Raw genomic sequence first — 13,612 nt, 5'->3', positions numbered from 1 at the left:
TAAATTAAATGCCCGTTCGGGGCCAAACCACCGCCATATTTATCAGAGAGAATCGACCAATGAAAAAAACCAGCCTGATTTTGCTGTGCAGCGTTTTCTTATTCACAGCGTGCAGCACAACACCAGGTCAGGAAGCAAAAGCGCCTTCTGATCCTAAATTGACAGGTGTTGCATTGGCTGCCGCAGTAAAAGGTAGTTTGGATAACGATCTGGCATTGCAGAAATTCAATTTAAAAGTAAAAGCGAAAGACGCTGATGTAACGATCGAAGGTGCTGTTGATGAAGGTGAGCAAATTGCACTGGCGGGGATGATTGCAGAAAAAGTGAAAGGCGTTCGTTACGTTGATAATAAGATTGATGCAAAAAACTAAAACCACCTAATTGGTATATAAAAAGGCAGCTTAGGCTGCCTTTTTTAATGATCTTCATTGATTTTGATATAAAAAAAGGCAAGCGCATGGCTTGCCTTTTTGTGCGGGTAAGTGCGGATTAACCAAATTTACCCGTAATATAATCTTCGGTTGCTTTTACTTTTGGCGTGGTAAAGATCGTATCTGTTTCGCCTACTTCAATCAGCTCACCTAAATACATATAAGCGGTGATATCGGATACGCGAGCTGCTTGTTGCATGTTATGCGTCACCATAGCAATAGTGTAATCTTGTTTTAATTCATGGACCAGCTCTTCAACATGCGCGGTAGAAATAGGATCAAGCGCAGAAGTGGGCTCATCGAGTAATAAAATCTCAGGCTTAACTGCAATAGCACGTGCAATACAGAGCCGCTGCTGCTGGCCACCCGATAAACTTAAACCTGATTGTTTTAGTTTATCTTTTGCCTCGTTCCACAGTGCTGCTTTTTGCAGTGCCCATTCAACCCGATCGTCCATTTCTGATTTTGGCAGGTTTTCATACAGCTTTACACCAAACGCAATATTGTCATAAATTGACATTGGAAACGGAGTGGGCTTTTGAAATACCATGCCTACTTTTGCGCGTAACATATTTAAATCGACATCGCTGTCTAAAACATTCTTGCCATTCAGAATGATCTCACCCTCGGCACGTAATTTAGGATAAAGATCGTACATCCGGTTGAATGTGCGTAATAGTGTTGATTTACCGCAGCCCGAAGGTCCGATAAACGCAGTCACTTTACCTTCCTGAATATCTAAATTGACGTTCTTTAGGGCATGAAAATTGCCGTAATAAAAATTAAGGTTTTTAATGGCAAGTTTTGCTGGATTTTTGGTTGTCATAATTAAGCTATTCCGTATTGATTTATTAGTTTTGTTTCGGTTCACGCAGCATGACGCGCGCAACAATATTTAAACCGAGTACAAAGAGGCCAATTAATAAAGCACCCGTCCAAGCTAGTTGATGCCATTCTTCATAGGGGCTCATCGCAAATTGGAAGATCACCACTGGTAAATTAGACATTGGCTGGTTCATATTTGAATAGAACTGGTTATTGAGCGCAGTAAAGAGCAGGGGCGCCGTTTCACCTAGAATACGAGCAATGGCAAGCAAAATACCGGTTGCAACACCTGCTTTTGCTGCACGCAATGTCACCAAAAGCACCATTTTCCATTGCGGAGCGCCTAAAGCGTAAGCGGCTTCACGCATGGCTGTAGGTACAAGACGCAGCATGTTTTCGGTGGTTCTAAGTACCACCGGAATCACCAGAATGGCTAAGGCAAACGAGCCTGCCCAGCCAGAGAAATGCTGAGCGTGTGCAACGTACATTTCAAAAATAAACAAGCCAATTACAATCGATGGAGCAGAGAGCAAAATATCATTAATAAATCGTGTGGTTGGAGCTAACCAGCCTTTGTTTCCAAATTCAGCCAAATAAGTACCGGCTAAAATACCAATCGGTGTTCCAATGGCAACGCCGACGATAGACATTTGTAAACTACCTAAAATAGCGTTAGATAGACCACCAGCACTCCCTGGGGCAGGAGTGGTTTGGGTAAAGGTGGCTAACGTCAAACCGGGCAAGCCATTTTTGAATAGCGTAAACATAATCCAGAAAAGCCAGAATAAGCCAAAGGCCATAGCAATAATGGAAAGCGTTAAGCTTAGATAATTGATAGTGCGACGACGGTTATAAATATTCATGGCATGCCTCACGAGTTTGCGCCTTCATTACGCTGCAAGCGCAGCAGTAATAATTTAGAGAGCACCAGAACCACAAAGGTGATAAAGAAAAGTAACAGGCCTAATTCAATCAATGACGCGATATAAAGCTCGCCATTTGCTTCAGTAAATTCATTGGCCAAGGTGGCTGAAATTGTGGTTGCAGGGTCAAAAAGTGAATTCATTTTTGCTTGAGAATTACCAATTACAAAGGTAATCGCCATTGTTTCACCGAGTGCACGTCCCAAACCTAGCATGACTCCGCCAATAATTCCGTTTTTAGTAAATGGAACAACGATATTCCAGACAACTTCCCAAGTAGTAGAGCCAAGACCATATGCCGATTCTTTAAGCATAGGTGGCACTACTTCAAATACATCTCGCATCACTGATGTAACATAGGGAATGACCATAATGGAAAGGATAAGCCCTGCTGTGAACATACCAATACCCATCGGGGCACCCACAAATAGCTCGCCAATAAGTGGCCAGCCTTCTGTTGTTTCTGTGAGCCAGGGTTGTACATGATCTGCAAATAGCGGCGCAAAAACAAATAAACCCCACATGCCATAAATAATGGAGGGGACACCCGCAAGCAATTCAATAGCAATGCCCAAAGGGCGGCGTAGCCAAGTAGGTGACAATTCAGTCAGAAAAATAGCAATACCAAAGCTAACTGGTACGGCAATAATCAAGGCGATAAATGAAGAAATTAAAGTGCCGCGAATAGAAGGCCAGGCACCAAATTGCTCGGTAACAGGATTCCACTCTTCTGATGTAATAAAACTTAAGCCAAAATGTTTAATGCTTGGCATTGCGCCGTACAATAAAGAAAGAATAATACCGCTAAGTAAAGCAAGTACAAAAAAAGCAAAAAAACGAGTGCTACCGACGAACAAAGCATCTTGTAAACGCTGCTGTTTCATCCGTTGTGTTTGATTCGGCATTATAAAATCTCCATTCCACCGATGCTTCATAACAACACAACAGGAGCATCACGGCTCCTGTTGTGTGTTTAGGCGTGCAGCAAAACTGCTGCCGCCGCAATGAATATATTATTTCCAGATTGGATTTGTACCATCGGTTATTTGCGCTTTCCAGTTTGCTTTGATCATATTCACAACGCTGTCTGGCATTGGGATGTAATCTAAATCAAGCGCAACTTTGTCTGCATCATTGCCATATGCCCAATCAAAAAATTTCAATACTTCTGCGGCTTGAGCTGACTTGTCCTGCTTCTTGTGCATCAGGATGAAAGTTGGGTTGGCAATTGGCCAGGATGTTTTGCCGCCAGAGTTTGTGGTTAGCAAATACATACCAGGTGCATTTTTCCAATCCGCACCCGCTGCGGCTGCAACAAAAGCTTCTTCGGAAGGCTCTACAAAAGCACCGTCACGGTTTTGTAGTTGGGTGTGTGCAAGCTTGTTTTGCTTGGCGTAAGCAAACTCAACGTAACCGATTGCCCCTTTGATGCGTTGTACGTAGTTAGAAACGCCTTCGTTTCCTTTGCCACCTACACCTACAGGCCATTGAACTGAGGTATTCGCGCCTACTTTTTCTTTCCATTCTGCGGATACTTTTGATAAGTAATCAGCAAATACAAAGGTAGTGCCTGAGCCATCAGAGCGGCGAACAACGGTGATGTTCTGTTCTGGCAAAGCCACACCGGAATTCAGGGCAACAATAGCTGGATCATTCCATTTTTTGATTTTGCCGAGGAAAATATCGGATAAAACCTGCGGGTTGAGCTTTAACTGGCCAGGTTTAACGCCTGGAATATTCACAACAGGCACAACTCCACCGATCACGGTAGGGAACTGCATGAGGCCTTGCTTGTTTAGCTCTTCAGGCTTCAATGGCATATCAGAAGCACCAAAATCAACCGTTTTAGCTTGAATTTGCTTAATGCCACCGCCTGAACCGATCGACTGATAATTTAGCCCGGTGCCTGTCTTGGCTTTGTACATTTCTGCCCATTTTGCGTATAGCGGGTACGGGAAGGTAGCACCTGCGCCAGTAATGTCTGCCGCGATAGCATGTGTGAACAGGCCGGCAGTAAGGCCGATAGTGACAATTAGTTTGCGTGCAAGTGCCATTACTAGAAACTCCGAAGGCTAAAACGTTTGGACGAAAAGAATAGTGCCTATGCTAGCTGTTGATTGTTGCTGAAATATTACAAGTCTCAATAGTGTAGGTTTGCAAGTTTCATAAATCAATAAACCGAATGGCTCGGTTTGACTGGGGGTAGGGGTGGGAATACAATCTGGGACTTTTGAAGTGGGCGCTTCACGTCGTATGACAAGACAGCTTGTGATTGGTAACTGGAAGATGCATGGCAGCATCGGTAAGGTTCGTTCGGTATTACCCGAGTTGGCTCGCGCCAAGCTGGGGCCGAATGTTGCAGTATGTATTCCTTATCCTTATGTCATGTTGGCCAAAAGTTTACTGAAAGATAGTCAGGTTCAGGTTGGTGCTCAGGACGTCAGCGAGTATCATGTTGGGGCTTACACAGGAGCGGTTTCTGCTTCTATGCTGGCTGACATTGGTTGCGAGCTGGTTATTGTGGGGCATTCAGAGCGTCGCCGTTACTTTGGCGAGAGCAGCGAAAATGCCGCGCGTAAGTTGCGTGCTTGCTTAGATGCGGGTCTTTTCCCTGTTTATTGCGTTGGGGAGGATGCAGAAGAGCGTGCCAGTGGCCGGCATAAAGAAATTATTGCTGCAGAATTAGCCGTATTACGCGGTTTGCCGATTGGGCTTTATGCCGTTGCTTACGAGCCATCATGGGCGGTAGGTACCGGCGTGATTGCAACATCTGAGCAAATTGCTGAAATGCATGCATTTATCAAAGAAACTTTAGAACCTCGCACCCGCGTGTTGTACGGCGGCAGTGTAAAAGGCAGTAATGCTGAAGAGGTGTTGGCGGTGGATGGGGTAGATGGTGTACTTGTTGGCGGAGCCGCTTTATCAGCGTCCGAGTTTTTAGAAATCTGCATGGCAGCGCGCTAGTCAAAGTAAGCAAAAACGGCTAGAATGCGCGCCGCATAGAAATGAGAAATTAATGGAACTTATTCAATCACTCGTGCTCATTTTGAACGTGGTTTCAGCGATCGCTACCATCGTTTTGGTACTGATGCAGCACGGTAAGGGTGCCGATATGGGCGCTGCTTTTGGCAGTGGCTCAGCGGGTAGTCTGTTTGGCTCGTCAGGTTCGGCTAATTTTTTAAGCCGTACTACTGCGGTTACAGCGACGCTGTTTTTCGCAAGTTGCCTCGCTCTGGTGCTGCTGGTTAGCCCATCGAAGAAGTCTGATTTGGGTGTGATGAGCACGCAAAAACCAGCGGTACAGCAGCCTGCACAGCCGAGTAAAATTCCGGAATAAGCTTTTAATATTTTGGATAATTAATTTGTTTTTAATGCCGACATGGTGAAATTGGTAGACACGCTATCTTGAGGGGGTAGTGACTTCGGTTGTGAGAGTTCGAGTCTCTCTGTCGGCACCAGATTCAAAACGCCCGCGCAATGTGGGCGAATACAACATATAAAAATATCCTTAACCTTCAAATCTGGGGAGTGCCATGCTCGCTAACTATTTCCCCATCCTGATGTTTCTGGCTGTAGGACTCTTGGTGGGCGTAGCCCCGCTGGTTCTTGGCTGGGGGGTGGGCAAGATTCTCGGGACCAATCGGCCTGATCCTGAAAAACGCTCGCCTTACGAGTGTGGCTTCGAAGCTTTCGAAGACGCGCGCATGCAGTTTGATGTGCGTTACTACCTCGTTGCAATCCTGTTTATCTTATTTGATCTCGAAGTGGCCTTCCTTGTGCCATGGGCTGTTGTGCTCAAAGAGCTCGGCATGTTCGGCTTCCTTGCAATGATGATTTTCCTCACCGTACTGGTGGTGGGTTTTATCTTTGAATGGAAGAAGGGCGCACTGGAATGGGAGTAATGAAATGAATCCTCAATCCTTAGAAAGTGTTGGGTCCTCAGAAAAAGGATTCGTAACCACATCGCTGGATACCGTCATTAATTGGACGCGCACGGGTTCTTTGTGGCCAATGACGTTTGGTCTGGCCTGTTGCGCGGTAGAAATGATGCATGCAGGCGCAGCGCGCTATGACTTGGATCGTTTCGGTATCGTGTTCCGCCCAAGCCCGCGCCAATCTGACTTGATGATTGTTGCGGGAACGCTTTGCAATAAGATGGCGCCTGCGCTGCGTAAGGTCTACGACCAGATGCCAGAGCCACGTTGGGTGATCTCGATGGGATCCTGTGCCAATGGTGGTGGTTACTACCATTACTCTTATTCTGTTGTCCGTGGCTGTGATCGCATTGTGCCGGTTGATATCTATGTGCCGGGCTGTCCGCCGACTGCTGAAGCTTTGCTTTACGGCATCATTCAGCTACAGAATAAGATTAAGCGTACTAACACGATTGCGCGTTCAGGTGTATTGGCGAGTGAGAGGGTAAACAGTGGATCGTAAACTTAGCGTCCTGATGGACAGCCTGAAGGCCGTTCTGGGTGAGGCAGGTGGCGCAAATATTGCCAAGCTGGTCTGTGCTCTGGATGAAGTCACTATCGAAGTGCCGGCAGCGGTCTGGTCCGAAGTGGCTTTAGCTTTGCGTGATGATGCCGCATTGCACTTTGAATCCTGTCTGGATGTCTGTGGTGTGGATTACAGCACTTACAAAGACGCAGTATGGGAAGGCCACCGTTTTGCAGCGGTATATCACTTCTTGTCTTACAAACACAATGTGCGCTTGCGTGTGCGCGTGTTCTGTACCGATGATGATTTCCCGGTTGTGCCGTCTATGGTTTCGGTTTGGCCTGGCCTGAATTGGTTTGAGCGTGAAGCGTTCGATTTATTCGGCATTATGTTCCAGGGGCACCCTGATTTACGTCGCATCCTGACCGATTATGGTTTTGTTGGTCATCCTTTCCGCAAGGATTTTCCGCTTTCTGGCTATGTAGAAATGCGTTACGACCCAGAACAGGGCCGTGTTATCTACCAGCCTGTCACTATCGATCCGCGAGAAACAACACCGCGTATCATCCGCGAGGAGAACTACGGTGGCTGCTGAAATCCGTAACTACACGCTTAACTTCGGGCCCCAACACCCTGCCGCGCACGGCGTACTTCGCCTAGTGCTTGAGCTTGATGGTGAAGTGGTTGAACGGGCTGACCCACATATTGGTCTTTTACACCGTGGCACTGAAAAATTAGCTGAATCAAAAACCTATATTCAATCCCTGCCATACATGGACCGGCTTGATTACGTATCGATGATGTGTAATGAGCACGCCTATTGTATGGCGATTGAAAAAATGGTGGGACTAGAAGTACCACTACGCGCTCAGTATATCCGCGTGATGTTTGACGAAATCACTCGTATTCTGAATCACCTGATGTGGATTGGTGCGCACGGCATTGACTGTGGCGCGATGACTATCTTCTTGTACGCCTTCCGTGAGCGTGAAGACTTGATGGACTGCTACGAAGCAGTGTCAGGCGCACGTATGCATGCGGCCTACTATCGCCCGGGTGGCGTTTACCGTGATCTGCCTGATCAAATGCCGCAGTACCAAGCTTCTAAGGTACGTAATGCCGCTGCGATCAAAAAATTAAATGGTAACCGTGAAGGCTCTTTACTCGATTTTATCGAAGACTTCACCAATCGTTTCCCGACTTATGTGGATGAATACGAAACCCTGCTGACAGATAACCGTATTTGGAAACAGCGTACCGTGGGTATTGGCATTATCACTCCTGAACGCGCTCTAGCGTTGGGGCTGACTGGCCCCATGTTGCGTGGCTCAGGTGTGGAGTGGGATTTGCGTAAGAAACAACCGTATGAAGTTTACGGTGCTCTTGATTTTGATATTCCTGTTGGTAAAAACGGCGATTGTTATGACCGCTATTTGGTTCGCGTTGAAGAAATGCGCCAGTCCAACCGCATTATCAAGCAGTGCGTGGCATGGCTGAAAGCCAATCCGGGCCCTGTGATTGTAGATAATCATAAAGTGGCATCGCCTTCACGTGGTGGTATGAAAGCCAATATGGAAGAGCTGATTCACCATTTCAAACTGTTTACCGAAGGGATGCACGTTCCAGAGGGCGAAGCTTACGCCGCGGTTGAGCATCCTAAGGGCGAGTTTGGTATCTACATGGTGTCCGATGGTGCAAATAAACCGTATCGAATGAAAATTCGTGCGCCGGGTTTTGCCCACTTAGCATCCTTAGACGAAATGGCGCGTGGTCATATGCTGTCTGATGTGGTGGCTATTATCGGTACACAGGACGTTGTATTCGGGGAGATTGATCGCTGATGTTAACTACTCAATCCCTAGCATTGATTGATCGTGAAGTAGCGAAATACCCAGCAGAGCACAAGCGCTCTGCCGTGATGGGGGCGCTGCGTATTGCGCAGACCGAGCATCGCTACCTCAGCAATGACATGATCGAATTTGTAGCTAACTATCTTGGCATTGCGCCAATGATGGCGCTTGAAGTAGCTACTTTCTACAATATGTACGATTTAAAGCCAGTTGGTAAGCACAAAATCACCGTGTGTACCAATCTGCCCTGTGCACTTTCGGGCGGCTATACTGCGGCGCATTACATTAAGCAAAAGCTGGGCATTGGTTTTAATGAAACCACCGCCGATGGTAAGTTTACGCTGAAGGAAGGGGAGTGCATGGGCGCCTGTGGTTACGCACCGGTGATGCTGGTGAATAACCACGCCATGTGCAGTCATATGACGCCTGAGGCGATCGATAAGAAACTGGCGGAGCTCGAATAATGACCGTCTACACAACCGGCGTTGTATTTGATGACGTCAATTTTGAAGATCCTAACTGCTGGCGCATTAACGAATACGTTAAGCGTGGTGGCTATGATGCGCTCAAAAAAATCCTGAGTGAAAATATCACTCAGGATGAAATTATTGCGCAAATGAAAACTTCTGGCCTGCGTGGCCGTGGCGGTGCGGGCTTCCCTACCGGCTTGAAGTGGTCGTTTATGCCACGGAGCTTCCCTGGGCAAAAATACCTCGTTTGTAATACTGATGAGGGCGAGCCGGGCACCTTTAAGGATTTAGACATTATTGTGTCTAATCCGCATGCGCTGATCGAAGGCATGATTATTGGTGCTTACGCTATGGGCATTACCGTGGGTTACAACTATATCCATGGAGAGGTGTTTGAAGCTTACGAGCGTTTCGAAGAAGCACTCGAAGAAGCACGCAAGGCAGGCTTTTTAGGCGATAAAATTCTGGGTTCAGAATTTAGCTTCGAGCTGCATGCGCATCATGGCTACGGTGCTTATATTTGCGGTGAAGAAACGGCGCTGCTTGAATCCTTGGAAGGCAAAAAAGGCCAGCCTCGTTTTAAGCCTCCTTTCCCTGCTAGCTATGGCCTCTACGGTAAGCCAACAACTATTAATAATACGGAGACGTTTGCCTCCGTACCTTACATTATCCGCGAAGGCGGGCAGAAATTCCTTGAGCTAGGTAAACCTAATAACGGTGGCACCAAGTTATTTTCGGTTTCTGGCCATGTAAATCGCCCCGGAAATTACGAAGTGCCGCTCGGCATGCCGTTTTCAGAGCTGCTGGAATTATGTGGCGGTATGCGTGATGGCAAAAAACTCAAAGCGGTTATTCCAGGTGGATCATCCTCGCCGGTCTTGCCTGCTGACATCATGATGCAATGCACCATGGACTACGATTCGATCGCTAAAGCGGGGTCGATGTTGGGTTCGGGTGCGGTGATCGTGATGGACGAAACTGTCAATATGGTGCAAGCGCTAGAGCGTTTGTCCTACTTCTACTTCGAAGAATCGTGTGGCCAATGTACGCCGTGTCGTGAAGGCACCGGCTGGCTGTATCGCATTGTTCATCGTATCGCACAGGGTCATGGCGTTCCGGAAGATTTGGAACTCTTAGACAGTGTCGGTAATAACATCGCAGGGCGAACCATTTGTGCCCTCGGCGACGCAGCTGTTTTCCCGGTGCGCGGAATGCTAAAGCACTTCCGTAGCGAATTCGAATACCTTATCGAACACAAGACTGCGTTGCAGGCTTGGGTTTGATTCAATAGCCATTGAGTAGAGCATGCTGGAAATTGAAATCGACGGTAAGAAACTGACAGTGCCAGGTGGTAGCACGGTAATGGACGCAGCCAATTCGGTTGGCGTGCATATCCCGCATTTTTGCTATCACAAAAAGCTGTCTATAGCCGCAAACTGCCGTATGTGCCTTGTTCAGGTTGAGAAAGCGCCTAAGCCTTTACCTGCCTGTGCAACCCCCGTCACCGACGGGATGAAAATCTGGACCCACTCTGATCAGGCCGTGAAGGCGCAGCAGGGGGTGATGGAATTCTTACTGATTAATCACCCACTCGATTGCCCGATTTGCGATCAAGGTGGCGAATGTCAGTTGCAGGATCTAGCGGTAGGCTACGGCCAATCCGGCTCCCGCTATACAGAAGAAAAACGCGTTGTCGCCAATAAAGACCTTGGCCCGCTGATTTCTACTGATATGACGCGTTGTATTCATTGCAGCCGCTGCGTTCGCTTTACCGAAGAAATTGCCGGTTTCCAGGAATTGGGTATGGCAGGTCGCGGTGAATTTACCGAAGTCATGTCCTTTATTGGCAAGACAGTTAAATCGGAAATTTCCGGCAATGTGATTGATCTTTGCCCGGTTGGCGCACTGACCAGCAAGCCTTTCCGCTACTCAGCACGTACATGGGAATTATCCCGTCGCAAGTCTGTTAGCCCACATGATGGCTTGGGTTCCAATCTTGTTGTGCAAGTGAAAAACAACAAGGTGATGCGTGTATTACCGCTAGAAAACGAAGCCATTAATGAATGCTGGTTGGCCGATCGTGATCGTTTCTCTTACGAAGCCCTAAACGGCGCAGATCGCCTGCAAAAGCCAATGATTAAGCAAGGCGGCGTTTGGCAAGTGACTGATTGGCAGACTGCACTTGAATACGTGGCGAACGGCTTAAAACAAGTCGTTGCAGATCACGGTGTTGCATCGGTGGCTGCCGTGGCAACGCCAAACAGTACGGTTGAAGAGCTGTTTATGCTGCGTAAACTCATGGCAGGTTTAGGCGTAGAAAGTGTCGAAACTCGCTTACGCAATGCAGACTTCAGCCTGAATACTGTGGGCGCGACTTACTTGGGCCAATCGATTGCTGATTTGGCTGCATCTGAAGCGGTGCTAGTGGTGGGTTCATCATTACGCCAAGAACAGCCTTTGTTGGCACAGCGCCTGCGTCAATCGGTTAAGAAAGGCTTGAAGCTTTCCTTAGTGAATGTGCATAGCGATGATTTGCTGACTAAAGTAGCCGCACAATCTGTCGTACGCCCAGATCAGCTGGTGGAAGGCGTGTTGGCCGTGATTAAGGCTGTTGTTGAAGCAGACTCAAGCAAGGCCACTCCTGCGAATATCGATTTGGCTGGCGTTGAAGTGACTGATTCAGCTCGCGCTATTGCCGCAACCCTGACCGGTAAATCGGCCGTATTGCTAGGTAATATCGCAACGCACAATCCACGCGCTGCAGAATTACACGCGGCAGCTGCTGCATTGGCCGAGCTAACTGGCGCAACACTGGGTGTGATGAGCGAAGCGGCGAATACCGTGGGCGCTCAGCTGATCGGTGCAACGGTGGGTGGCAATGTCTTCGCTTCCCCGAAAAAAGCTTATGTTCTTTTAAATGCTGAAACCGAGTTTGATACGCACAACGGCGCACAAGCTTTGGCGGCAGTGAAAGCGGCTGAAATGGTCGTGGTGATGTCGGCATTTAATAGCTGTGCGCTAGATTTTGCCGATGTGATCTTGCCGATCTCACCGTTCTCAGAAACCTCCGGTACTTTCGTCAATATGGAAGGTAAGCCACAAAGCTTTAACGGTGTGGTACGTCCATTAGGAGAGACTCGTCCGGCCTGGAAAGTATTCCGCGTCTTAGGCAATGTGCTTGGTTTTAATGGCTTTGATTACGAATCGTCAGAACAGATTCGTGATGAAGCCTTGCTAGGTGATACTGCTGCCCGCTTGAATAATGCAGCCGTAGCTGCTGTGGCAGTTAAAGCTCAGGCCGCTTCCGGTCTGGTTCGCTTAGGTGAAGTGGCGATGTATCAGGCAGATACCTTGGTTCGTCGTGCGCCAAGCTTGCAAGCGACTCAAGCTGCTCCGGCGCTGAAAGCCAATGCGGCAACACTGGCGGCTTTAGGTTTGGCAACAAATGATCTGGCGCGAGTAGAGCAGGGCGGTCAAGCCGCATCGCTGTTTGCTGAGCTGGATGCTGGCCTTGCAGACAATGTGATTCGTGTGGCTACAGCGCATGCTGCGACGCGTGAGCTCGCAGGCATGTTCGATAGTCTCTCGGTTTCTAAAGCTTAAAGGGCGCCCAATATGGAAATGTTACAAGGGTGGTTTGGCGCAGAGATCGCGTTTGTCCTCTGGACCTTAATCAAGATTGTTTGCATCGTTGCGCCTTTGATGGGCGCGGTGGCTTACCTGACATTGGCCGAGCGTAAAGTCATCGGTTATATGCAGATTCGTATCGGCCCGAATCGGGTTGGTCCGTTTGGTTTGCTGCAACCGATTGCTGACGGTGTAAAGCTGCTGCTGAAAGAAATTATTTCTCCATCTGCTGCCAGCACTGGTCTGTTCTTTTTAGCGCCGATTATGGTTCTGGTACCGGCACTGGCGGCTTGGGCCGTGGTGCCGTTTTATCCTGGCTATGTTTTATCGGATGTGAATGTTGGCTTGCTCTACGTGATGGCCATCACTTCGATGGGCGTTTACGGTGTGATTCTGGCGGGCTGGGCCTCTAACTCTAAATATGCCTTCCTTGGTGCAATGCGCGCTGCGGCTCAGGTGATTTCTTATGAGTTGGCAATGGGCTTTGCCTTGGTGGGTGTGATGATGGTTTCGGGCAGCTTAAATATGACCGAAATCGTCAATCAACAAGGCCAAGGTATGGCGGGTGGCTCGATTCTTTCGTGGAATCTGATCCCCTTGATGCCTTTGTTCGTTGTGTACTTTATTTCTGGTGTGGCTGAAACCAACCGTGCGCCATTTGACGTAACCGAAGGTGAATCAGAAATTGTTGCGGGTCACATGGTCGAATACTCGGGCATGAGCTTCGCGCTGTTCTTCCTTGCCGAATACGCCAATATGATTTTGATTTCAGCAATGACATCGATCATGTTCCTTGGCGGCTGGTTAAGCCCGTTCCCTGCAAGCTGGGGTATTTTGGGCACGCCATCGGTACTGTGGTGGGTATTAAAAGTAGCCTTTATGCTGTTCTGCTTCTTGTGGTTCCGCGCTACTTTCCCTCGCTATCGTTACGATCAGCTTATGCGTTTGGGTTGGAAGATTTTCATCCCGGTCACCTTGATTTGGATTGTGGTCGTGGGCGCTTGGATGCAGACGCCGTTCTCAATCTGGCCGCTAGGGAAATAAAC

The 13,612-nt window shown here is 48.1% G+C and carries 15 protein-coding genes and 1 tRNA gene; 12 read left to right on the top strand and 4 right to left on the bottom strand.

What is annotated here, in order from left to right; translation table 11 throughout:
* Positions 1-59 precede the first annotated feature (59 nt).
* Positions 60-371, top strand: a complete 312-nt coding sequence (locus VN23_RS13110; protein ID WP_052746628.1) for a BON domain-containing protein — start codon at positions 60-62, stop codon at positions 369-371.
* Between the two features lie 118 nt (positions 372-489).
* Here VN23_RS13110 and pstB read toward each other — a convergent pair whose 3' ends face one another.
* The 4 genes from pstB to pstS form a co-directional block, all read right to left on the bottom strand.
* Entirely contained in the window at positions 490-1,257 is a 768-nt protein-coding gene (gene pstB / locus VN23_RS13105) for a phosphate ABC transporter ATP-binding protein PstB (RefSeq protein WP_046352294.1), read from the bottom strand.
* Positions 1,258-1,282: 25 nt separating this feature from the next.
* Positions 1,283-2,119 (bottom strand): phosphate ABC transporter permease PstA, encoded by an 837-nt coding sequence (gene pstA / locus VN23_RS13100; protein WP_052746627.1) that lies wholly within the window; start codon positions 2,117-2,119, stop codon positions 1,283-1,285.
* Between the two features lie 8 nt (positions 2,120-2,127).
* The gene (gene pstC / locus VN23_RS13095) at positions 2,128-3,084 is read right to left on the bottom strand and encodes a phosphate ABC transporter permease subunit PstC (protein ID WP_046352292.1); all 957 of its coding nucleotides are present in this window, start codon (positions 3,082-3,084) and stop codon (positions 2,128-2,130) included.
* A 108-nt stretch (positions 3,085-3,192) separates the two neighbouring features.
* A complete protein-coding gene (gene pstS / locus VN23_RS13090) occupies positions 3,193-4,233 on the bottom strand; it encodes a phosphate ABC transporter substrate-binding protein PstS (RefSeq protein ID WP_046352291.1) in 1,041 nt (346 codons plus the stop codon).
* A gap of 199 nt (positions 4,234-4,432) precedes the next feature.
* Here pstS and tpiA point away from each other — a divergent pair, with 199 nt between their 5' ends.
* The 11 genes from tpiA (at position 4,433) to nuoH (ending at position 13,610) form a co-directional block, all read left to right on the top strand.
* Positions 4,433-5,143: a triose-phosphate isomerase gene (tpiA, locus tag VN23_RS13085; protein ID WP_046352290.1), complete on the top strand. Its 711-nt coding sequence runs from the start codon at positions 4,433-4,435 to the stop codon at positions 5,141-5,143.
* A gap of 52 nt (positions 5,144-5,195) precedes the next feature.
* Complete coding sequence (secG, locus tag VN23_RS13080) at positions 5,196-5,516, top strand: preprotein translocase subunit SecG (protein ID WP_046352289.1); 321 nt, start codon at positions 5,196-5,198, stop codon at positions 5,514-5,516.
* 36 nt (positions 5,517-5,552) lie between these two features.
* A tRNA-Leu gene (locus VN23_RS13075) sits at positions 5,553-5,637 on the top strand.
* Between the two features lie 75 nt (positions 5,638-5,712).
* Positions 5,713-6,081, top strand: coding sequence for an NADH-quinone oxidoreductase subunit A (locus VN23_RS13070; RefSeq protein WP_046352288.1), 369 nt, complete (start codon positions 5,713-5,715; stop codon positions 6,079-6,081).
* Between the two features lie 4 nt (positions 6,082-6,085).
* Complete coding sequence (locus VN23_RS13065; protein ID WP_046352287.1) at positions 6,086-6,616, top strand: NuoB/complex I 20 kDa subunit family protein; 531 nt, start codon at positions 6,086-6,088, stop codon at positions 6,614-6,616.
* 13 nt (positions 6,617-6,629) lie between these two features.
* Positions 6,630-7,214 carry an NADH-quinone oxidoreductase subunit C gene (locus VN23_RS13060; protein ID WP_046352286.1) on the top strand — a complete coding sequence of 195 codons (585 nt, stop codon included), beginning with the start codon at positions 6,630-6,632 and terminating at the stop codon, positions 7,212-7,214.
* The gene (locus VN23_RS13055) at positions 7,204-8,460 is read left to right on the top strand and encodes an NADH-quinone oxidoreductase subunit D (protein ID WP_046352285.1); all 1,257 of its coding nucleotides are present in this window, start codon (positions 7,204-7,206) and stop codon (positions 8,458-8,460) included. The genes VN23_RS13060 and VN23_RS13055 overlap by 11 nt, the downstream gene beginning before the upstream one ends.
* The gene (gene nuoE / locus VN23_RS13050) at positions 8,460-8,933 is read left to right on the top strand and encodes an NADH-quinone oxidoreductase subunit NuoE (protein WP_046352284.1); all 474 of its coding nucleotides are present in this window, start codon (positions 8,460-8,462) and stop codon (positions 8,931-8,933) included. The genes VN23_RS13055 and nuoE overlap by 1 nt, the downstream gene beginning before the upstream one ends.
* On the top strand, positions 8,933-10,222 hold the full coding sequence (gene nuoF / locus VN23_RS13045) for an NADH-quinone oxidoreductase subunit NuoF (RefSeq protein ID WP_046352283.1): 1,290 nt from the start codon (positions 8,933-8,935) through the stop codon (positions 10,220-10,222). Before nuoE ends, nuoF begins: the two co-directional genes overlap by 1 nt.
* 22 nt (positions 10,223-10,244) lie before the next feature.
* Positions 10,245-12,542, top strand: a complete 2,298-nt coding sequence (gene nuoG / locus VN23_RS13040; protein ID WP_046352282.1) for an NADH-quinone oxidoreductase subunit NuoG — start codon at positions 10,245-10,247, stop codon at positions 12,540-12,542.
* A 12-nt stretch (positions 12,543-12,554) separates the two neighbouring features.
* Positions 12,555-13,610, top strand: coding sequence for an NADH-quinone oxidoreductase subunit NuoH (gene nuoH, locus VN23_RS13035; RefSeq protein ID WP_046352281.1), 1,056 nt, complete (start codon positions 12,555-12,557; stop codon positions 13,608-13,610).
* Positions 13,611-13,612 lie beyond the last annotated feature (2 nt).

The organism is Janthinobacterium sp. B9-8, from assembly GCF_000969645.2.
GTDB lineage: Bacteria > Pseudomonadota > Gammaproteobacteria > Burkholderiales > Chitinibacteraceae > Iodobacter.
The sequence above is the reverse complement of the archived record's forward strand: the minus strand, read 5'-3'. Positions and strand labels throughout refer to the sequence as shown.